The organism is Streptomyces sp. NBC_00525, assembly GCF_036346595.1.
GTDB lineage: Bacteria > Actinomycetota > Actinomycetes > Streptomycetales > Streptomycetaceae > Streptomyces.
The window spans coordinates 5,379,682-5,399,565 of sequence record NZ_CP107834.1 but is presented as its reverse complement, the minus strand read 5'-3'; the positions used below and the strand labels follow the sequence as shown (position 1 = coordinate 5,399,565).

The window sequence follows — 19,884 nt, the reverse complement described above, 5'->3', positions numbered from 1 at the left end:
GCCCCGTGCGCCCGGCCGGCGCTCAGCAGGTGTGGCGGTCGCGGGCGGGCGAGTAGAGGTGGCTGTCGTGGAACTGCTCGGCGCCCAGGGTGCGGCCGACCATGATGACGGCGGTGCGGATGACGCCGGCCGCCTTCACCTGGTCCGCGATGTCGTCCAGGGTGCCGCGCAGGATCAGCTCGTCGGGGCGGGAGGCCATGGCGACGACGGCGGCCGGGCAGTCGGCCCCGTAGTGCGGCAGCAGTTCCCCGACGACGCGGTCCACGTAACGGGCGGCGAGGTGCAGCACGATCAGCGCGCCGCTGCGGCCCAGGGTCGCCAGGTCCTCGCCCTCGGGCATGGCGGTGGCGCGCTGGGCGATCCGGGTGAGGATGACGGTCTGGCCCACGGTCGGCACGGTCAGTTCCCGCTTGAGCGCGGCGGCGGCCGCCGCGAACGCGGGGACGCCGGGCACCACTTCGTAGGGCACGCCCGCCTCGTCCAGGCGGCGCATCTGCTCGTTGACGGCGCTGAACACCGACGGGTCGCCGGAGTGCAGGCGCGCCACGTCGTGGCCGGCCCGGTGCGCGGCGACGAGTTCGGCGGTGATCCGGTCGATGTCGAGCTGCGCGGTGTCCACCAGGCGCGCGTCGTCCGGGCATTCGGCGAGGAGCTCGCGGGGCACCAGGCTGCCCGCGTACAGGCACACGTGGCAGGAGGCGAGGACGCGCGCGCCGCGCACGGTGATCAGGTCGGCCGCTCCCGGCCCCGCTCCGATGAAGTACACGGTCATCTGTCGTCTCCTGGGGGTTGTACGGGGGCACGGGCGGGGCCGGCGGGTTTGCGTACCGACCATTGGGTGACCGGCATCGCCTGGCGCCAGCCGGTGAAGGCGCCGACCGGGGCCGCGTGCGCCACGGCGAGCCGGACGAGTTCGCCGCCGTGGCGCCGGTAGCGGTCGGTGAGCAGGGCCTCGGATTCCAGGGTGACCGTGTTGGCGACGAGCCGGCCGCCGGGCGGCAGCGCGTCGAGGCAGGCGTCGAGGAGGCCGGGCGCGGTGAGGCCGCCGCCGATGAACACGGCGTCCGGGGCGGGGAGTCCGTCCAGGCAGCCGGGGGCGCGGCCGGTGACGACGCGCAGTCCGGGCACGCCGAGCCGGGCGGCGTTCGCCTCGATGCGCGCCGCGCGCACCGGGTCGCGTTCCACGGTGACGGCCCGGCAGGAGGGGTGGGCGCGCATCCACTCGACGGCGATGGAGCCGGAGCCGCCGCCGATGTCCCAGAGGAGTTCGCCGGGGGCGGGGGCGAGCACGCCGAGGGTGACGGCCCGGACATGGCGCTTGGTCAGCTGGCCGTCGTGCTCGTACGCCTCGTCGGGCAGACCGGGCACGGCGCCGAGGCGCAGGGTGCCGAGGGCGGCGCGGCACTCGACGGCGACGACGTTGAGCGGGTCGCCCGGCGGCCGGTCCCAGGTGTCGGCGGTGCCCTCGGCGCACGCCTCGTCCTCGCCGCCGAGCTGTTCGAGGACCTTCAGGCGGCTGGGCCCGAAGCCCCGGTCCCGGAGCAGGGCGGCGATGCCGGCCGGGGTGGTGGCGTCGGCGCTGAGGACGAGCAGCCGGCGGCCGTCGTGCAGGGCGGCGGCGAGCCGGGCGGCGGGGCGGCCGACGAGGGTGACGACCTCGGTGTCCTCCAGCGGCCAGCCGAGGCGGGCGCAGGCGTAGGACACGGACGAGGGGTGGGGCAGGACGCGCAGCCGGTCGGCGCCCAGGACTTCGGTGAGGGCGCGGCCGATCCCGTAGAACATCGGGTCGCCGCTGGCCAGGACGGCGATGCGGCGGCCGGTGTGGGCGGCGAGCAGGCCGGGCACGGCGGGGCGCAGCGGTGACGGCCAGGGCACCCGCTCGCCCGTGCACTCCGGTGGCAGGAGGCCGAGTTGGCGGCCGGCGCCGATGAGGACCCGGGCGTCGCGCAGGGCGGTGCGCGCCGGTTCGGTGAGGCCCGTCCAGCCGTCGGCGCCGATCCCGACCACGGTGACTGCGGGCGGGCGGGGGTGCTCGGGGGTCACGGACGGTACCTCGGGTTCGGGGGCGGGCGCCTCCGCACTCTACTGGCCGGTCGGCGGCGGTGTTCGAACAGGTCCCCGCTGCGGGAGGGCGCGGGAGCCTTCGGGAACGCCGTTGGGAACGCCGTTGGGACGATCCTCCGATCACACCCGCATCTGCCATGTGTTTTCCCATGGAAAGCTGCACATGCCATGTCAACACGCCTATTCTTCGGCACATGCTGCTTTCCGAGGTCCTCACCCCCGCCCGGCGGCGCGCCGCCGCCGCCCTCCTCGTCGTGGGCCTGCTCACGCCCCTGGCCGCCTGCGGCGGGAACGACGACACCGAGGACGCGTCCACCGAACTGACCGTCCTCGCCGCGTCCTCGCTCACCGACGTGTTCGAGGAGGCGGGTGCCGCGTACGAGAAGGAGCACCCGGGGACGGAGGTGACGTTCTCCTTCGCCGGGTCGCAGGAGCTGGCCGCCCAGGTGAAGCAGGGCGCGCCCGCCGACGCGCTCGTCACCGCCGACACCAGGACCATGGACGGGCTGAAGGCGGAGACCGGGACGCCCGTCGTCATCGCGAAGAACCGTCTCGTCATCGCCACCGCGTCCGGCAACCCGGAGAAGGTCGGCGGCCTCCGGGACCTGGCCGACCCGAAGCTGAAGGTGGTGCTGGCCGCGCCCGAGGTACCGGTGGGCCGGTACAGCGCGCAGATACTGGACGCCCAGAAGATCACCGTGAAGCCGGTGTCGCAGGAGCCGAATGTGCGCGCGGTCCTGAGCAAGGTCGAACTGGGCGAGGCGGACGCCGGGCTGGTCTACCGGACCGATGTCGCGTCCGCCGCCGGGAAGGTGGACGCGGTGGACATCCCGGACGCGCAGAACGCCGTCGCCTCCTACCCGGCCGCCACGCTGAACGGCAGCGGGCATGGCGACGCCGCCGCCGCGTTCGTGAAGTGGCTGTCCTCGCCCGAGGCGCGGAAGATCCTGACCGGCGCGGGCTTCCAGCAGCCGTAACGTGAACCCGGAAGCCCGAGACGTCGGCAGGGGACCTCGATGAACCGATCCCGCGCACCGCTGGTGCTGGCGCTGCCCGCGCTGCTGGCCGTCGCGTTTCTGCTGCTGCCGCTGGCCGGTGTCCTCGCCCGCACCTCGTGGGGCGAGCTGGGCGCGCATCTGACCGGTGAGGGCACCGTCGAGGCGCTGACGCTGTCGCTGATCGTCTCCGGCTGGGCGCTGCTCCTCTCGCTGCTGCTCGGGGTGCCGCTGGCCTGGCTGCTGGCCCGCGTCGACTTCCCCGGCAAGGCGGTCGTCCGCTCGCTGGTGCTGCTGCCGATGGTGCTGCCGCCCACGGTCGGCGGGGTCGCCCTGCTCCTCGCCTTCGGCCGGCGGGGGCTGCTCGGGCCGTGGCTGGAGGACTGGTTCGGCATCACGCTGCCCTTCCACACCTCCGGGGCGGTGCTCGCGGCGACCTTCGTCGCGATGCCGTTCCTGGTGATCAGCCTGGAGGGCGCGCTCGGCGGACTGCGCCCCCGGTACGAGGAGACGGCGGCCTCGCTGGGCGCCTCGCCGGTACGGGTGTTCCGCACGGTCACGCTGCCGATGGTCGCCCCCGGTCTCGCTGCGGGCGCGGCGCTGACCTGGGCGCGGGCGCTCGGCGAGTTCGGGGCGACCATCACGTTCGCGGGCAACCTCCCCGGCACCACGCAGACGCTGCCGCTGCGGGTCTATCTGCTGCTCCAGGACAGCCCGGAGGCCGCGACCTCGGTCTCCCTGCTGCTCCTCGTCATCGCCATGGCGGTGCTGCTGGCGCTGCGCGGGCGCTGGACCGGGACGCCCCGGCCGGGTACGCCCCGGCGGGAGGCGGCGGACGACGGGCCCGCCGCCCCTGGCGGGCCGCCGCCCGTCGAGCGGGGGCCCGCAGAGCGGGGGCCCGCCGCCGGGCACTGGCCGCTGCACGCCGACGTCACCGGGTTCGACGAGCTGACCCTCGACGCGGAGGCCGGCACCACCGTCGCGGTCGTCGGCCCCAACGGCGCCGGCAAGACGACGCTGCTGCGCGCCCTGCTCGGCCTCACCCCGCGCGCCCACGCCCGGCTCCGGCTCGGCGACACCGACGTCAGCGCGCTGCCCGTCCACCGCCGGGGCGTCGCCTGGGTGCCGCAGGACGGCGCCCTGTTCCCGCACCTGAGCGTGCTCGCCAACACCGCGTACGGGCTGCGCGCCTGCGGCGTGCCGCGCGCCGAGGCCCGGCGCGCCGCGCGGGAATGGCTCGACCGGCTGGGCGTCGGCCACCTCGCCGGGCGGCGGCCCGCCCAGGTCTCCGGCGGGCAGGCGCAGCGGGTCGCGCTGGCCCGCGCGCTGGCCGCCCGGCCCCGGCTGCTGCTGCTCGACGAACCGCTGGCCGCGCTCGACCAGACCACCCGGTCCCGCGTCCGGCACACCCTGCGCCGCCATCTGGACGGGTTCGGCGGGGTCTGTCTGATCGTCACCCACGACCCCGTGGAGGCGGTCGCGCTCGCCGACCGGGTGCTCGTGCTGGACGGGGGCCGGGCGCTCCAGTACGCGCCGCCCGCCGAGGTGAGCCGCCATCCGCGCTCCCCCTGGGTCGCCCGGATGCTGGGCCGCAACGCCTGGCCCGGCACCGCCACCGCCGAGGGCCTGGAACCGGCGGACGGCGGCCGGCTCGTCGCCGCCGATCCGCTGCCCGCCGGGGTGCCCGCGCTGGCGGTCATCGCGCCCGAGGCCGTCTCCGTGCACCGGGAGCGGCCCACCGGGAGCCCGCGCAACGTGTGGCCGGGGACGGTGCGCGAGATCACCTCGTCGGGCGGGAGCCGGCTGCGGGTGCTGGTGGGGTCCGGTGAGGCGCCGGACCTGGTCGCGGAGATCACCCCGCAGTCCGCCGCCGAACTGGGCCTGGCGGACGGGGTGCCGGTGTGGACGAGCGTCAAGGCGACCGAGGTGACGCTCGTCGCGCTCTGAACGGCCGGCGGGCGGCCTCCGGGCGGCCGGTCAGTACACGTCGCGGACGTACCGTTTGTCGGCGGCGAGCTGCTTCAGGTACAGGGTCGCCGCCTCCGGTTCCAGGCCGCCGTGCGCGACGGCGATGTCGTGCAGGGCCCGGTCCACGTCCTTGGCCATCCGGGCCGCGTCGCCGCACACGTAGAAGTGGGCGCCGTCGCGCAGCCAGGACCACAGCCTGGCGCCGTGTTCGCGCATCCGGTCCTGGACGTAGACCTTGGCGCGCTGGTCACGGGAGAAGGCGGTGTCCAGCCGGGTCAGGGTGCCGTCCGCGAGGAAGGAGGTCAGCTCCTCCTCGTAGAAGAAGTCGGTCGCCCGGTGCTGTTCGCCGAAGAACAGCCAGTTGGGGCCGGGGTCCCGGCGGGCCCGGCGCTCCTCCAGGAAGCCGACGAAGGGGGCGACTCCGGTGCCGGGCCCCACCATGACCATGGGGGTGTCCGGCCGGGCGGGCGGCCGGAAGTGCGGGGCGCGCCGGACGAAGACCGGTATCCGTGTGTCGGGGGCGGCGTCCGCGAGGAACGGCGAGCAGACCCCGGCGCGCGGCCGGCCGTCCGGGTTCTCGTAGCGGACGACGGAGACCGTGAGGGAGAGCCGGTCGGGGTCGGTGAGCGGGCTGGACGATATGGAGTACAGGCGCGGCTGGAGGGGCCGGAGGACCGCGGCCCATTCCTCCGGGGTCGCCTTCACCGGGTGGTCGGCGAGGAGGTCGACGGCCTGGCGGCCCCAGGACCAGCGGGCGAGTTCGCCCTTGTTGTCGGGTCGCAGCATCTTCTTCAGGTCCCGGTCCCCGGTCCGTTCGGTGACGAAGCCGAGCAGGGCCGGGGTGAGCCGGGTGATGTCCAGATGGCGGTGCAGGGCCTCGCCGAGGGAGACGCCGCCGGTGCCGGGGACCTCGATCTCCGCGCCCGCGTCGAGGCCGGTGACGGAGAGCCATTCGCCGACCAGGTCCGGGGGGTTGACGGCGTGGACGCCGAGGGCGTCGCCGGCGGCGTACTCCAGGGCGGTGCCGGTCCCGGCGGTGTCGAAGGTGAAGCGGCGGACCTCCTTGCCGGAGCCGGGGCGGCCGAGCAGCCGGTTGCCGGCGAGGCGGGCGGCGATGGGGGCGGGCCTGGAGGCGCGGGCGGGGGCCGGCGGCGGGGTGCTCCCGGCGGGCGGCGGGGCGGTGGAGGGCGTGCCTGCGGCGGGCGGGGTGCTCCCGGCGGGCGGGCCGGCGAGGCCGGCGAGGACCTGGTCGAGCCAGTGCAGCGCGGACGGCTCGTAGTCGGGTTCGCAGTCGGTGCGCGGGGCGAGGCGGACGGCCCCCAGCTCCTCCAGGCGCCGGTCCAGCCGGCGGCCGTGCCCGCAGAAGTCGTCGTACGAGGAGTCGCCGAAGGCCAGTACCGCGTACCGCCGGCCGTCCAGGGGCGGGGCGTCGGCGGCCGTCAGGGCCGTCCAGAACCCGGAGCCGTTGTCGGGCGCGTCGCCGTCCCCGAAGGTGCTGGTGATCAGGAGGAGGTCGGCGGCCGGGGGCAGGGCGCGCGGATCGGCCTCGTCCATGCCGAGGAGGCGGGCACGGTGGCCGGTGGCGGTGAGCCGGTCCGCGGTGGCGGCGGCGAACTCCTCGGCGTTGCCGGTCTGCGAGGCCCACAGCACGACCACCTCGCGCCCCGCCGGCCCGGCGGGTGCGGGCTCGGGTGCGGGCGTGGGCGCGGCGGCTCCGGCGGGCGGGGTCGCGCGCGAGTACAGGCCGGCCAGGACGCCGTTGACCCAGCGGGCGTGCTCGGTGGCGAAGGGGGCGTCGGGCGGGAGGACCGGGATGCCGGGGGCGCCCAGCGCGAGACCGGCGAGGAAGCCGACCAGATACTGCCGCTCGTGCTCGGCGAGGACCGGGGGCGGGGCGCTCTCCAGGCCGAAGGCGACGGCGGGCGCCCGCTCGGGCACCTGCGCCGGCGGGGGTGGCACTGCCGCCTTCGTCAGGGTCACCGCGCACACCTTGAACTCCGGCTGGAAGGAGACCGGGTCCACCGCGTCCCCCGTCACCGCGTTGACGGCGAGGTCCTTGCCGAACAGGTCGTTCCAGTGGAAGGGCGCGAAGCAGCAGCCCGGCGCGACCCGGTCGGTGACCGCGGCCGGCAGCACCGCCCGCCCGCGCCGCGAGGCCACCTCCACCGCGTCCCCCTCCGCGATGCCCAGGCGGGCCGCGTCCTCGGGGTGCACCTCCACGAACGGGCCGGGGTTCAGCCGGTTGAGCTTGGCGACCCGGCCCGTCTTGGTGAGGGTGTGCCACTGGTGCGGGACGCGCCCGGTGTTCAGCACGAAGGGGTAGTCGTCGTCCGGGAGTTCGGCGGGCGGCAGATGGGGGCGGGCGAAGAAGCGGGCCCGGCCGGTCGGGGTCGGGAAGACCGGTCCGCCGCCGTCCGGGGCGAGGTAGCGGATCGGGTTGCGGTCCGGGCCGTCCGGGGTGGGCGCGGGCCACTGGACGGGGGCGGTGCGCAGCCGTTCGTACGTCACGCCCCGCAGGTCGTAGCCGGTGCGGGGGTTGGCCGCGCGCTTGATCTCCTCGAAGACGTCCTCGGCGCTGTCGTAGGTGAAGCCGTCCTCGTACCCCATCGCGCGGGCGACGCGGGCGATGATCCGCCAGTCCGCGAGGGCTTCGCCGGGCGGGTCGACGGCGGGGCGGGCGAGGGTGAGGTTGCGTTCGCTGTTGACGAGTACGCCCTCCGTCTCGCTCCACAGCGCTCCCGGCAGCATGATGTCGGCGTGGGCGTTGGTCTCCGTTTCGGCGAAGGCGTCCTGGGTGATGACGAGTTCGGCGGCCGCCAGGGCCTTGACGACGGTGCTCCGGTTGGCGACCGAGGCGACCGGGTTGGTGCAGATGATCCAGCACGCCCTGATGTCGCCGGCCGCCATCCGTTCGAACATCTCGACCGTGCCCCGGCCGCACTCGTCCTTGCGCAGGGTGCCGGGCGCCAGGCCCCACAGCTCCTCGGTGAAGGCCCGGTCCTCGTCGTCCAGGAGCGATCGCTGACCGGGCAGTCCGGGGCCCATGTAGCCCATTTCGCGACCGCCCATGGCGTTGGGCTGGCCGGTGAGCGAGAGGGGGCCGCTGCCCGGACGGCAGATGGCGCCCGTCGCCAGGTGCAGGTTGATCAGCGCGTTGGTGTTCCAGGTGCCGTGCGTGGACTGGTTGAGGCCCATGGTCCAGCAGCTCGTCCACTGCCCGGCCTCGCCGATCCAGCGGGCGGCGCGGCGCAGGTCCTCCTCCGGGACGCCGGTGAGCGCGGCGACCGCGTCCGGCGGGTAGTCGGCGAGGAATTCCGGCATCGCCTCCCAGCCCTCGGTGTGCGCGGCGATGAACGCGGGGTCGGTGTGCCCGTTAGCGTGGAGCAGGTGGAGCAGGCCGTTGAGGAGGGCCAGGTCGGTGCCGGGGCGGACGCGCAGGAAGAGGTCGGCCTTGTCGGCGGTGGCGGTGCGCCGGGGGTCGACCACGATCAGTCTGGCGCCGGCCTTGACCCGGTCGAGGAGGCGCAGGAAGAGGACCGGGTGGCAGTCGGCCATGTTGGAGCCGATGACCAGGAAGACGTCGGCGCGGTCCAGGTCGTCGTAGGAGCCGGGTGGGCCGTCCGCGCCGAGGGACAGTTTGTAGCCGCTGCCCGCGCTGGCCATGCACAGCCGCGAGTTGGACTCGACGCGGTTGGTCCGGATGAACCCCTTGGCCAGTTTGTTGGCGAGGTACTGCGCCTCCAGGCTCAGCTGCCCGGACATGTAGAAGGCGACGGCGTCCGGCCCGTGCGTGTCGACGACGGCGCGCAGCCGCCGCGCGGTGGCGGCGATCGCCTCGTCCACGGCGACCGGTACGGGCTCCGCGCCGCGTGCGGGCCGCATCAGCGCGGTGGTCAGCCGGCCGGGCGCGGCGAGCAGGTCGGCGGTGGTGGCGCCCTTGGTGCACAGGCGGCCGGAGTTGGCGGGATGGGCCCGGTCCCCCGACGCCTTGCGGACGGTACGGCGCCCGTCCGGCCCGGACGCGATGTCGAGGACCATGCCGCAGCCCACCCCGCAGTACGAGCAAACCGTACGGACCTGAGTGGTGTCGGCCGACGAGCTGAGTGGGGGCACCGGGGCGACCTTCCATGAATCGGATCGTCCTTCGACGGTAGGAAGGGGCCGTTACGCGGGTGTGGCCCCGGCCGATCATGGGTGGTAACGCTCGACGCACACTGGTCCGGTGACCGCTGTGAGAAGCGCTGGGGGGTCAGGTCTCCTCGGTGAGCTGCTCGTCCAGGTCGTCGAAGAGCAGCTCGGAGTGATCCACCTGCCCGGTCCGGTAGGCGGAGCGGGCCACCAGGTGGGCGGCGACGGGGCCGGTCATCAGCTGGAAGAAGCCGATCAGCGCCAGCGTGGCGAGGTCCATGCCGCTGCGCAGCCGCAGCGCGACCCCGGCGAGCACGATGAGCATGCCGAGCGCCTGCGGTTTCGTCGCGGCGTGGCTGCGCGACAGCACGTCCTTGAGGCGCAGCATGCCGACCACCCCGAGCAGGCAGATCGCCGCGCCGAGCAGCACCAGCGCCGCGCCCGCCGTGTCCAGGATCTGGAGCCAGACGCTCATGAGGCGCCGCCGCCGTCGTTCCGGCCGCCGCCGTCGTTCCGGCCGCCGCCGTCGTTCCGGCCGGGGCGGCGCGGATGGCCGGGCGGCCGGTCGCGTACGGCGATGAAGCGGGCGATGCCGACCGAGCCGGTGAAGCCGAGGAAGGCGAGCACCAGCATGATCGGGAAGTAGAACGGGTCGCGGGCGAGCGCCGACTTGGCGCCGAGCCCGGCGATGATCAGGGCGGCGCAGACGTCCAGGGCGATGGCCCGGTCCAGCATGGAGGGCCCGCGCCAGACGCGGGCGAGCAGGGCCGCGCCGGCGATCACGATGAGGACGACGGCTGCGACGATCAGCACCCGGTCCACGGTCTGGGGCGCGCTCATGGCCTGTCCTCCTGGTGGTCCGGCGGGGGGCCGGTGTGGGGTGCGGGCGGGGGCGGGGCGGCGACGCGCTCGATCTCCTCGCGGGTGCCGAAGGCCCGTACGATCAGCTCCTCGGTGCGCCAGACGGACCGCTGGGCCGCCGCCAGTTCGGCGGGCCGGCCGTCCAGGATGTGCACGAAGACGGTGGCGGTGGCGCGGCGCACCTCGACGACCGAGCTGTCGGGCACGTTGGAGACCGCGACCGCGACGGCGGTGAGCATCAGGTCGGAGCGGCAGCGCAGCGGTACGGCGATGACGGCGGCGCGGCGCGTGCTGCTGCCGTGGATCTGCCGGGTGACCTTCATGCCCGAGGTGTACATGTCGTACAGGAGGTAGCCGGCCAGCCGCAGCATGCCCCAGGGGTGCAGTCGCAGCCCGAGGTCGACCTTGGGCAGCGGGAAGGCGAGGCAGACGGCCACCGCGACCAGGACCCCGGTCAGCAGGTTGGCCCAGTTCGGGCTCGACCAGAGCAGCACCCAGATGAAGGTGAGCCAGGCGATCAGCGGCAGGTCCAGGACGCGCCGGCGGCGGCCGCCGAACGCGGCGCTGAAGGGCGGCAGGTCCTTGTTCCGGAACGAGAAGGTGACCAGGCGTTTCACCGTCCGAGCACCTCCTGGGTGTAGGGCGTGCGGGCGATGAGTTCGGCGGCGGCGCGGTCGGTGTAGGAGGTGAGCGGGCCGCCGAACACGGTGAAGGCGAGGCCGAGGGCGACCGCGGCGCCGGTCGCCCAGGTCATCGGGCGGGGCAGCACGCTGGTGGTGGTGACGGCGTGGCCGTGGAGGGTGGCGGCGACGGCGAGCCCGGCCGGCTGGTGGCGGAAGCGCACGCCCTCGTCGCCGCTGCCGGGCACCCGGTCGGGGCCGGTGTCCTCGTCGTCGTCGCTGTCGTCGTCGGACTCCAGGACGGTGCCGGCGGCGGCCTGGCCCGGCGGGGCGGCCCGCCAGAAGGCGAGGTTCCAGACCTTGGCCATCACGTACAGCGTGAGCAGGCTCGTCACGGTCGCGCCGACGACGAGAATCCAGGCCCACACCCCGCCCTCGGCGACCCCGGCGCGCATCAGGCCCAGTTTGCCGATGAAGCCGGACAGCGGGGGGATGCCGGCCAGGTTCATCGCGGGGACGAAGAAGAGGACGGCGAGCGCGGGGGCGGCGCGGGCGATGCCGCCGAGCCGGGTGAGTTCGGTGGTGCCGCCCCGGCGCTCGATGAGCCCGGCGACCAGGAACAGCGTCGTCTGCACGGTGATGTGGTGGACGACGTACACGATGGCGCCACCGTACGCGTCGCGGGTGGCCAGGCCGATGCCGAAGACCATGTAGCCGATGTGGCTGATCAGGGTGAAGGACAGCAGCCGCTTGAAGTCGGTCTGCGCGACGGCGCCCATGATGCCGATGACCATCGAGGCGAGCGCCGCCGCCATCAGCAGGTCGCCGAGCCGGTTGCCGGGGAAGAGGAGGGTCTCGGTGCGCAGCATGCAGTAGACGCCGACCTTGGTGAGCAGTCCGGCGAAGACGGCGGTCACGGGGGCGGGCGCGGTCGGGTAGGAGTCGGGCAGCCAGGCGGCGAGCGGGAAGACGGCGGCCTTGATCGCGAAGACCGTGAGCAGCATGGCCTGGATGAGGGTCTGGACGCCGAGCGGGAGGCCGGGGAGGCGTTCGGCGAGCTGGGCGAAGTTGGCGGTGCCGGTCGCCGCGTACGTCATGGCGATGGCGGTGAGGAACAGCATCGAGGAGAACAGCGAGATGATCACGTACGTGGAGCCGGCGCGGATGCGGGGTCCGGTGCCGCCGAGGGTGAGCAGGACGAAGCTGGCGACGAGCATGATCTCGAAGCCGACGTAGAGGTTGACCAGGTCTCCGGCGAGGAAGGTGCAGGAGACCCCGGCGACCAGGATCAGATAGGCGGGGTGGAAGACGGCGACCGGTGTCTCCTCGTCCCGGTCGGCCATGCCCTGGCCCAGGGAGTAGACGAGGACGCACAGGGTGACGGCCGACGAGACCGTCAGCATCAGCCCGGAGAGCCGGTCGGCGACGAGGGTGATGCCGAGCGGCGGCGCGAAGTCGCCGAGGTGCACGGAGAGCGGCCCGTTCCGGTCGGCGGCGATCATCAGCGTGACCGAGAGGCCGAGGACGGCGGTGAGCACGGCGACGCTGACGAAGCGCTGGAACCATTTGAGCCGGGTGCCGAAGGCGAGGCTCAGGCCCGTCGCGCACAGCGGGAGCAGGACCGGCAGCGGGACGAGGGCGTTCATCCGGTGTCTCCCGGTCTCGGGGCGTCGGGGTCGGTGGTTCCGCTTTGGCCGCCGTCCCCGGTCGCGGGGCGGTCCTCCGGGTCGGCGCCGAGGATGTCGTGCCACAGGTCGCCGGTGGCGTCGCGGCCGCGGGCCTGGAGGGCGCGGTCGGCGCGCAGCCGGGCCCGCAGCCGGCGGCGCTCCTCGCGGTAGCGGCGGCGGGCCTCGTCGCTGCGGTCGCCGTCGGCCCGGAAGCGGGCGCGCAGTTCGTCGCGTTCGTCCAGTACTTCGGCGCGCAGGACGATGCGCCGGTCCTCCAGGTCGTCGTGGACCTCGTCGGTGCCGGTCAGCTGGTGGCCCCGGTAGGCCATGGCGAGCAGGAACGCGGTGGTGGCCAGGGTGATGACGATCGCGGTGAGGGCGATGGCCTGCGGCAGCGGGTCGGTGACCAGGGAGAGGTCGACGCCGTAGAGCAGCGGTTCGCGGCCGGCGGACCCGGTGGCGGACAGGACGAACAGGTTGATGCCGTTGCTCGCGACGACCGCGCCGAGCAGGATGCGGGTGAGGGGCCGGGTCAGCATGAGGATGCCGCCGACCGCGCACAGGACGGCCGCGGTGGCCAGGAGCGAGGCGCTGACGGTCACGGGGTCGCCTCCCCGGTCTGCGGTCCGGTCTGCGGTCCGGTCTGCGGGCCCGTCCGGCGGGCGGCGGCCTTCTCGGCGGCGACGCGCTCGATCTGGCGGTCGATCTTGGCGCCGAGGGCCCGCACGATGTCGAGGACGACGCCGAGGACCAGCAGATAGACGCCGCAGTCGAAGAGGACCGGGGTACCGAACTCGAAGTCGCCGAAGACCGGCAGGTGGCCGTGGTACGTCCAGGCGTGCAGGACCGTTCCGTCCCGGAGGCCGAGGAGGGCGACGCCGGTGGAGAGGAAGAGGCCGAGGCCGGTGAAGAGGCCGGGTTGCAGGGGCGCGGCCTCGGCGAGTTCGAAGCGGCCGCCCGCGAGATAGCGGGTGATCAGGGCGAGGCCCGCGACCAGGCCGCCGACGAAGCCGCCGCCCGGCATGTTCTCGGCGCAGAACAGCAGGTAGACGGAGAGCACCAGGATCGGGTGGAACAGCAGGCGCGCGATGACCTCGAAGACGACGGACCGGTGTTCCGGGGCGAGGGTCGCGCCGGCCGCCAGCCAGCCGCGTTCGGGCGCGCCCTCGTCGCCGTGCGGCACCCCGGCCAGCGGTTCGCCGGTCACGGACCAGGCGGTGCGCCGGCGTTCCCCGGCGGGTACGGCAGGCCGATCGGCGGGTGCGGCGCGTCCCTCGGCGGGTGCGGCGCGTCCCTCGGCGGGTGTGGCCGGTCCGTCGGCGGGTGCGGCCGGTCCCTCGGCGCGGCGGTGCAGATAGAGGAGGCTGGTCACGCCGATCGCGGCGGCGGCGAGTACGGCGGACTCCCCCATGGTGTCCCAGGCGCGCAGGTCCACCAGGATGGTCGCGACGACGTCCTTGAGGCCGTGGTGCGCGGTCTCCTCGACCATGGCGGCGCCGGCCGGGGGCGCGGTGCGCGCGGCGGCGGCGACCCAGACCACCACGCCGAGAGTGGCGGCGGCGGCCAGGGCGACCGGGACGCGCACGGCCCGCCGCCAGCTGCTGACGGACTCCTGGAAGTGGACCGGCATCCGCCGCAGGACCAGGACGAACACGATCATCGAGACGGTTTCCACGCAGAACTGGGTGAGCGCCAGGTCGGGCCCGCCCTGCACGACGAACAGCAGCGCGGTCCCGTAGCCGGTGAGCCCGGCCAGCACCACGGCCTTCATGCGCCGCCGCACGGTGAGGCAGAGGAGGGCCGCCGCGCAGGTCAGGGCGGCGACGGCGCCCTGGAGCGGGACGTCCCAGAGCCGGGGCGCCGGGGCGTTCCGCCAGGGCTGGTCGGCGATGAGCACGGAGAGCTGTCCGGCGAGCATCACCAGCAGGGTGGTGGCCAGGTAGACGGAGAGGGAGCCGCGCTGGACGAAGCCGGTGACCTGGAGGGAGAGGCGTTCCAGGCCCAGCAGCAGATGGCCGAAGACGGCGTCGGCGGTGGGCCAGGCGACGCGCCGGGAGAACCGCGCGACCCCGCCGCGCGCGGCGAAGAGCACGGCGCCGCCCGCCGTGGCGGCGGCGGAGAGCAGCAGGGCGGTGCCCCAGCCGTGCCAGAGCGCGAGGTGGTAGGGGTGGGCGGGGACCGGGAAGGTGTCGGCGTAGGCGCTCAGCAGCCGGTCCGTCCAGCCGACGCCGGGCCCCAGCACCAGACCGCAGAGCGCGAGGACGGCGGGCGCGGCGAGGAAGGCGGGCCCGACGCGGTGCACGGGGGTGTCGGGGACGCCGGCCTTGCGCAGGAAGGCGCCCCACAGGAAGCGGGCGGTGTAGGCGACGGTGAGCGCCGAGCCCGCCACCGTGATGCCGAGCGCCCAGCGGTCGGCGGTGTCCCCGTGCAGCAGCGCCTCGAACGCGGACTCCTTGGCGGCGAAGCCGAGCAGCGGGGGCAGAGCGGCCATGGAGAGCCCGGCGAGCACGGCGACGGCGCACACATGGGGCAGCGCGCGGCCGACGCCGGAGAGTCTGCGCAGGTCACGGGTGCCGGCGGCGTGGTCGACGATGCCGGTGACCAGGAACAGCGGGGCCTTGAAGAGGGCGTGGGCGAGGATCATGACGGCGGCGGCGAGCGCGGCGTCCCGGTTGCCGACGCCCGCGAGCAGGGTGAGGAAGCCGAGCTGGCTGACGGTGCCGTAGGCGAGGACGATCTTGAGGTCGTGCAGGCGCAGGGCCCGCCAGCCGGCGAGGAGCATCGTCGCGGCGCCCAGGACCATCACGACGGGCCGCCAGCCGGGCACGTCGGCGAAGGCGGGGGCGAGCCGGGCGACCAGGTAGACGCCGGCCTTGACCATCGCGGCGGCGTGCAGATAGGCGCTGACGGGGGTGGGCGCGGCCATGGCGTTGGGCAGCCAGAGGCTGAACGGCCAGACGGCCGATTTGGACAGGGCCCCGCACAGGATCAGCAGGACGGCGACCTGGACGGCGGTGCCGGCCGGGGGCGGGTCGGCGAGGATCGCGGAGATCCGGTAGGTGCCGGCCTGCCGGCCGACGATCAGGAAGCCGATCAGCATGGCGAGGCCGCCGAGCGTGGTGACGGTCAGCGCCTGGAGGGCGGAGCGCCGGCTGTGCCGCTGCTCGCTGTCGTACCCGATGAGCAGGTACGAGAAGACGGTGGTCAGCTCCCAGAAGACGTAGAGGGTGATCAGGTCGTCGCTGAGGACGAGGGCGAGCATGGCCCCGGCGAAGGCGAGGAGGTTCCCGGCGAATCCGGCGAGACGGGGCGTCGTGTCACTGAAGTAGGAGGCGCAGTACAGCAGGACGAGGGTGCCGACCCCGGCCGCGAGCAGCACCATCAGTTCGGCCAGGGCGTCCAGGCGCAGCGAGACGGAGACGTCGTAGGCGGGCAGCCAGGCCCAGGTCCAGTCGGTCGCGGAGCCCGAGGCGGCGGCGTCCCAGCGGGTGAACGCCCAGCAGGTGGTGGCGGCCGGGGGCAGCGCGAGGACCAGGAAGGCGCGGGCGCCCAGCCGTCCCACCAGCGGGCGCGCGAAGGCCGCGAGGACGAAGTGGGCGGCGATGAACGCGGTCATACGGCGGGGCGGCGGGGCTCGTCGGCCGGGGGCGGGGTGCGGAGGGCTGCGGAACGGACAAGGGGCACCGAATACAGATATATCCCCGGCCGCGCCTCACCCGTACGGCGCGCCGCAAGCCGTGGGGATCATGTGCCCGACCGATGTTGCACATGTGAGCCCAGTTCCATTCCGTTTTTGCACTGTGACTAATATCTAGCCGTCCTCGTACCCAACGGATTTGACCAGTCGTTGACTGGCACCACGTCAAGGAGCATGCCCTGCGCACGCGCGCGTCACGGCGGAGCAGCTCGACCACTATGTCGCTGCGGACGGCCCTGCTCGTACTGGCCGTCGTACCCGGTGTAGCCCTGGCCGCCCTCTGGGCCGTCACCAGTGGTCAGACTCTGCTCGACTTCCAGAAGCAAGCGGCCCAGGGGCAGTTGGCCCAGAAGGCCGGCCAGCCGTCCAACATCGTGTATTACAACCTTCAGGAGGAGCGTCGGCTCAGTGCCGAGGCGCTGGCGCGCGGCGGTGGTCCCACCGACGCCCTGCGCGAGCAGCGCAAGCTCACCGACGACGCGATCGCCGGATTCCAGTCCCTCTCCGACATCGACACCGATGACGCCCCCGGCGAGGTCCGGGACGCGGTCCGGGGAGCCCGTACGGCGATCACCCAGCTGCCCGCGCAGCGCACGCTCGTCGACGAGGGCGACAACGACCAGCAGAAGGCCGTGTACCGCTACTACACGGACCTCATCGCCGTGGACCTGAAGTTGTTCACCGCGCTCAGTCATGTGGACAACGGCCGGATCACCACGCTCTCGCAGCCGCTGGTCAGCGAGTTCTGGGCCAAGGAGATGATCTCCCGCTCGGACGCCCTGCTGGCCCGCGGCTGGGCCTCCGGCAAGCTGAGCACCGCCGATCTGCGCGAGGTCCGGCAGTCCGTCTCCGCGCAGTCCTTCCAGTACTCGACGCAGGTCGTCCCGTTCCTCCCGGACGACGAGAGGGCCCAGTGGGAGGAGGTCTTCGCCGGCTCCGCCTGGGAGACCAAGACCCGGGTGGAGAACCAGGTCCTGCGGCAGGCCTCGCCCGACGGTGACGGATTCGTCCGCCTCGGGGCCAAGGAGGCCGACTGGCGCGGCGCGATGGACGAGGTCACGCCCCAGCTGGTGAAGCTGATGGAGCTGCGCACCGACGTGGTGGTCGCCGCGGGCAAGGACAGTGTCATCTCGCTGCTGATCAAGGTCGTCCTGACCACGGTCGTCGGCCTGATCGCGGTCATCGCCGTCATCTGGTTCACCTGGCGGCTCTCCCGCAACCTGCGCCGCCGGATCAGCGGACTCCAGGAGCGGGCCGAGGAGCTGGAGCGGGCGCTGCCCGAGGTCGTCGAGCGACTCGGCAAGGGCGAGCGCATCGACGTCGAGGCGGAGGCCCGTGCCATCGGCAGCGAGGGCGACGGCGCGTCCGACGAACTGGCGCAGCTCGGCAACGCGCTCGACCTGGCCCGCACCAGTGCCCTGCGGGCGGCCGTCGAACAGGCCGACCAGCACCGCGGCTTCGAGCGGCTGCTCCAGCGCATCGCGCGCCGCACCCAGCAGCTCATCGGCCAGCAGCTGAAGAAGCTGGACGAGCTGGAGCGCAAGCACGAGGACCCGGAGGTGCTGGACGGCCTCTTCGACCTCGACCACCTCACCGCCCGCCTGCGGCGCTACGAGGAGAACCTCGTGATCCTCGCGGGCGGCTCCCCGCACCGGCGCTGGCGCAAGCCCGTCGCCCTGCTGGACGTCATGCGCTCCGCCCAGGGCGAGGTGCAGGACTACCGCCGCGTCGTGCTGGACCTGGACGGCTCCCCCTGGCTCTCCGAGCGGGCCGTCGGCCCGGTCTCGCACGTGCTGGCCGAGCTGATCGAGAACGCGCTGACGTTCTCCCGGCCGCCCAGCCCCGTCGAGGTCCGGGCGGCGCAGGTCAGCCGGGGCCTGGCCATCGAGGTCGAGGACCGCGGGCTCGGCATGGAGGAGGACCGGCTCGCGGCGGCCAACGAGCTGATGAGCCGGCCGCCCCGGATGGACGTGCTGGCGCACGCCGACGACATCCGCCTGGGTCTGTACGTGATCGCGCGCCTCGCCGACCAGTACGGGCTGCGGGTGGAGTTCCGCAACTCCGCGTTCGGCGGTACCCGTGTCGTCGTGCTCGTCCCGGACTCGCTCACCGTGCCCGGCCCGCACGCCGGTCCGGTGGCCGTTCCGGCACCCGCGGCCGAGGACACCGCCCCGGCGCCGGAACCCGCCCCGCTGCGCGACTCCGAGGCGCTGCCCAGCCGGGGCCGCGGCCAGGCGCTCGCCGGGGTGACCGCCCTGCACGCGCCGCGCGCGCCGCAGGAGACGCCCCTCCCCGACCGGGAGGAGCCCGCACACACCGAGACCCACGCCTTCGGCGAACCCGAGCCGGCGCAGGCGCCGTACACCGGGGCCGACGCCCCGTACGGCGGTACGGACGGGCAGGCCTACGGCCACCAGGACGACACGTACAACGGCGCCGTCCAGAACGCGTACGCGGACGGGGGGCAGCCGTACATGACGGCCGAGGGGCAGTACCCGGTGGCAGGCCGGACCTATCCGGACTCCGGCGAGCCCTACGGCGCTCCGCAGCAGTCCTACCCGGACACCTACCTGTCGGACGACCTGGACGCGGACGGCTTCCCGGTGACGCTGCCCGGCCCGCCGGAACGGGCTGCCGGACATCCCGGCCAGCCGCCGGCCGGACCCGGCCCCGCGGACTACTCCGGCGCGGGCTACTCCGGCACCGACTTCCCGCACGCGGACGTCGCCGGGCCGGACGCCCACCGGGTGGAGCCCGTCCCGCCGGCGGTGCCCGGCGGGGAGCCCCCGCTCCCCCGCCGGGTGCGTCAGGCCAGCCTCGCCGACGAACTGCGGATCGCCCCGGCCGCCCCGGCCGTGCCGGACCGCCCGTCGAGCCGACCCGACCATGCGGCGCCCCGGCCGGCACCCCACCGGGCCGGCGCCGCCATCGGAGCCTTCCAGCGTCGTTCCCGCGCCGCCCGCGCGAACGAGGAGCCGTCGAAGCAGCCCGATCCCTCCACCCCCCTCTTCACGGGAGAAGAACGGACATGACACGCACAACCGCCACCCGCCAGGACCTCGACTGGCTGCTCGACGGACTCGTCGACTCGGTGGCCGAGACCCGCAACGCCGTGCTGCTCTCCGACGACGGTCTGGTGGTCAGCCACTCGCGCACCGTCGAACGGGCCGACGCCGAACGGCTGGCCGCCATCTGCACCGGCCAGCAGAGCCTGGCGCGAGGTGTGGGCCAGCTCTTCGGGGGCGGCGGCGTGCACCAGGTGATCGTCGAGCTGGCCGACCTGTGGCTCTTCATCATCTCGGCCGGCCAGGGCACGCATCTGGCCGTCGTCGCCTCGCAGGAGGTGGACGCCGAGGTCATGTCGCTCGCCATGCACAACCTCGTCCTCCAGGTCGGCCAGAAGCTCAGCACCCCGGCCCGCAGCGACTTCGACGCCTTCGGCAACGGGCCGCGGGCGTGATAGGGCGCTGGCCCTACCGCGAGGGCGACGAGTTCGACGACGGGGAGGACGGGGCGGGCACCATGGTGCGCCCGTACACCATCACCCGTGGCCGGACCGCGCCCGAGCGGGACGACCTCACCCTCATCACGGTGCTGACGACCGCGCACGATCCGCGCGACGCGCACGGAGCGGCCGCCCGACCGGGCCGGCTCCAGCCCGAGCACCGGATGATCCTGGACCGCTGCCGCCACCCGGCGGCGGTCGCCGAGGTCGCCGCCGGTCTCGATCTGCCGGTGTCGGTGACCAAGATCCTGCTGGCGGACCTGGTCGCCACCGGCCTCCTGATCGCGCGGGCCCCACTGTCGGTGGCCCGCGCGTCCGGCGGTGCCGACATGAGCGTACTGGCCGCTGTTCGCGACGGACTCCGGAGACTCTGAGCCAA

The 19,884-nt window shown here is 74.2% G+C and carries 14 protein-coding genes; 5 read left to right on the top strand and 9 right to left on the bottom strand.

Annotated elements, in window-relative coordinates; translation table 11 throughout:
• Positions 1-22: 22 nt before the first annotated feature.
• A complete protein-coding gene (gene cobM, locus OG710_RS24085) occupies positions 23-772 on the bottom strand; it encodes a precorrin-4 C(11)-methyltransferase (protein WP_111338746.1) in 750 nt (249 codons plus the stop codon).
• Entirely contained in the window at positions 769-2,043 is a 1,275-nt protein-coding gene (cbiE, locus tag OG710_RS24080) for a precorrin-6y C5,15-methyltransferase (decarboxylating) subunit CbiE (RefSeq protein WP_330241156.1), read from the bottom strand. The genes cobM and cbiE overlap by 4 nt, the downstream gene beginning before the upstream one ends.
• Positions 2,044-2,258: 215 nt before the next feature.
• Between cbiE and modA the strand changes: the two genes are divergently transcribed.
• On the top strand, positions 2,259-3,041 hold the full coding sequence (gene modA / locus OG710_RS24075) for a molybdate ABC transporter substrate-binding protein (RefSeq protein WP_330241155.1): 783 nt from the start codon (positions 2,259-2,261) through the stop codon (positions 3,039-3,041).
• 39 nt (positions 3,042-3,080) lie between these two features.
• Positions 3,081-5,006 (top strand): ABC transporter permease, encoded by a 1,926-nt coding sequence (locus OG710_RS24070; protein ID WP_330241154.1) that lies wholly within the window; start codon positions 3,081-3,083, stop codon positions 5,004-5,006.
• 30 nt (positions 5,007-5,036) lie between these two features.
• On the opposite strand, the gene OG710_RS24065 is transcribed toward OG710_RS24070, so the two are convergent.
• The 7 genes from OG710_RS24065 to OG710_RS24035 all read right to left on the bottom strand — a co-directional run bounded on the left by OG710_RS24065 (position 5,037) and on the right by OG710_RS24035 (position 15,919).
• Positions 5,037-9,140 (bottom strand): bifunctional nitrate reductase/sulfite reductase flavoprotein subunit alpha, encoded by a 4,104-nt coding sequence (locus tag OG710_RS24065; RefSeq protein ID WP_330241153.1) that lies wholly within the window; start codon positions 9,138-9,140, stop codon positions 5,037-5,039.
• A gap of 136 nt (positions 9,141-9,276) precedes the next feature.
• Positions 9,277-9,630: a monovalent cation/H(+) antiporter subunit G gene (mnhG, locus tag OG710_RS24060; protein WP_111338727.1), complete on the bottom strand. Its 354-nt coding sequence runs from the start codon at positions 9,628-9,630 to the stop codon at positions 9,277-9,279.
• Positions 9,627-9,995 (bottom strand): monovalent cation/H+ antiporter complex subunit F, encoded by a 369-nt coding sequence (locus OG710_RS24055; protein ID WP_330241152.1) that lies wholly within the window; start codon positions 9,993-9,995, stop codon positions 9,627-9,629. Before OG710_RS24055 ends, mnhG begins: the two co-directional genes overlap by 4 nt.
• Positions 9,992-10,633, bottom strand: coding sequence for a Na+/H+ antiporter subunit E (locus OG710_RS24050; RefSeq protein ID WP_330241151.1), 642 nt, complete (start codon positions 10,631-10,633; stop codon positions 9,992-9,994). Before OG710_RS24050 ends, OG710_RS24055 begins: the two co-directional genes overlap by 4 nt.
• A complete protein-coding gene (locus OG710_RS24045; RefSeq protein WP_330241150.1) occupies positions 10,630-12,282 on the bottom strand; it encodes a Na+/H+ antiporter subunit D in 1,653 nt (550 codons plus the stop codon). The genes OG710_RS24050 and OG710_RS24045 overlap by 4 nt, the downstream gene beginning before the upstream one ends.
• Positions 12,279-12,905, bottom strand: coding sequence for a Na(+)/H(+) antiporter subunit C (locus tag OG710_RS24040; RefSeq protein ID WP_330241149.1), 627 nt, complete (start codon positions 12,903-12,905; stop codon positions 12,279-12,281). Before OG710_RS24040 ends, OG710_RS24045 begins: the two co-directional genes overlap by 4 nt.
• Positions 12,902-15,919, bottom strand: coding sequence for a Na+/H+ antiporter subunit A (locus OG710_RS24035; protein WP_330241148.1), 3,018 nt, complete (start codon positions 15,917-15,919; stop codon positions 12,902-12,904). The genes OG710_RS24040 and OG710_RS24035 overlap by 4 nt, the downstream gene beginning before the upstream one ends.
• Before the next feature lie 299 nt (positions 15,920-16,218).
• Between OG710_RS24035 and OG710_RS24030 the strand changes: the two genes are divergently transcribed.
• Genes OG710_RS24030 through OG710_RS24020 form a run of 3 tightly spaced genes read left to right on the top strand, consistent with a single transcriptional unit; the run spans position 16,219 to position 19,879 of the window.
• A complete protein-coding gene (locus tag OG710_RS24030; protein WP_330241147.1) occupies positions 16,219-19,032 on the top strand; it encodes a nitrate- and nitrite sensing domain-containing protein in 2,814 nt (937 codons plus the stop codon).
• Positions 19,029-19,460 carry a roadblock/LC7 domain-containing protein gene (locus OG710_RS24025; RefSeq protein WP_330241146.1) on the top strand — a complete coding sequence of 144 codons (432 nt, stop codon included), beginning with the start codon at positions 19,029-19,031 and terminating at the stop codon, positions 19,458-19,460. The genes OG710_RS24030 and OG710_RS24025 overlap by 4 nt, the downstream gene beginning before the upstream one ends.
• Positions 19,457-19,879 (top strand): DUF742 domain-containing protein, encoded by a 423-nt coding sequence (locus OG710_RS24020; RefSeq protein WP_330241145.1) that lies wholly within the window; start codon positions 19,457-19,459, stop codon positions 19,877-19,879. The genes OG710_RS24025 and OG710_RS24020 overlap by 4 nt, the downstream gene beginning before the upstream one ends.
• Positions 19,880-19,884: the final 5 nt, after the last annotated feature.

What these genes read in the sequence shown, in the direction of transcription:
- cobM (WP_111338746.1), bottom strand. Translation starts at nt 772, where the DNA reads ATGACCGTGTACTTCATCGGAGCGGGGCCGGGAGCGGCCGACCTGATC.
- modA (WP_330241155.1), top strand. Translation starts at nt 2,259, where the DNA reads ATGCTGCTTTCCGAGGTCCTCACCCCCGCCCGGCGGCGCGCCGCCGCC.
- OG710_RS24070 (WP_330241154.1), top strand. Translation starts at nt 3,081, where the DNA reads ATGAACCGATCCCGCGCACCGCTGGTGCTGGCGCTGCCCGCGCTGCTG.
- mnhG (WP_111338727.1), bottom strand. Translation starts at nt 9,630, where the DNA reads ATGAGCGTCTGGCTCCAGATCCTGGACACGGCGGGCGCGGCGCTGGTG.
- OG710_RS24055 (WP_330241152.1), bottom strand. Translation starts at nt 9,995, where the DNA reads ATGAGCGCGCCCCAGACCGTGGACCGGGTGCTGATCGTCGCAGCCGTC.
- OG710_RS24045 (WP_330241150.1), bottom strand. Translation starts at nt 12,282, where the DNA reads ATGAACGCCCTCGTCCCGCTGCCGGTCCTGCTCCCGCTGTGCGCGACG.
- OG710_RS24035 (WP_330241148.1), bottom strand. Translation starts at nt 15,919, where the DNA reads ATGACCGCGTTCATCGCCGCCCACTTCGTCCTCGCGGCCTTCGCGCGC.
- OG710_RS24030 (WP_330241147.1), top strand. Translation starts at nt 16,219, where the DNA reads ATGTCGCTGCGGACGGCCCTGCTCGTACTGGCCGTCGTACCCGGTGTA.
- OG710_RS24025 (WP_330241146.1), top strand. Translation starts at nt 19,029, where the DNA reads ATGACACGCACAACCGCCACCCGCCAGGACCTCGACTGGCTGCTCGAC.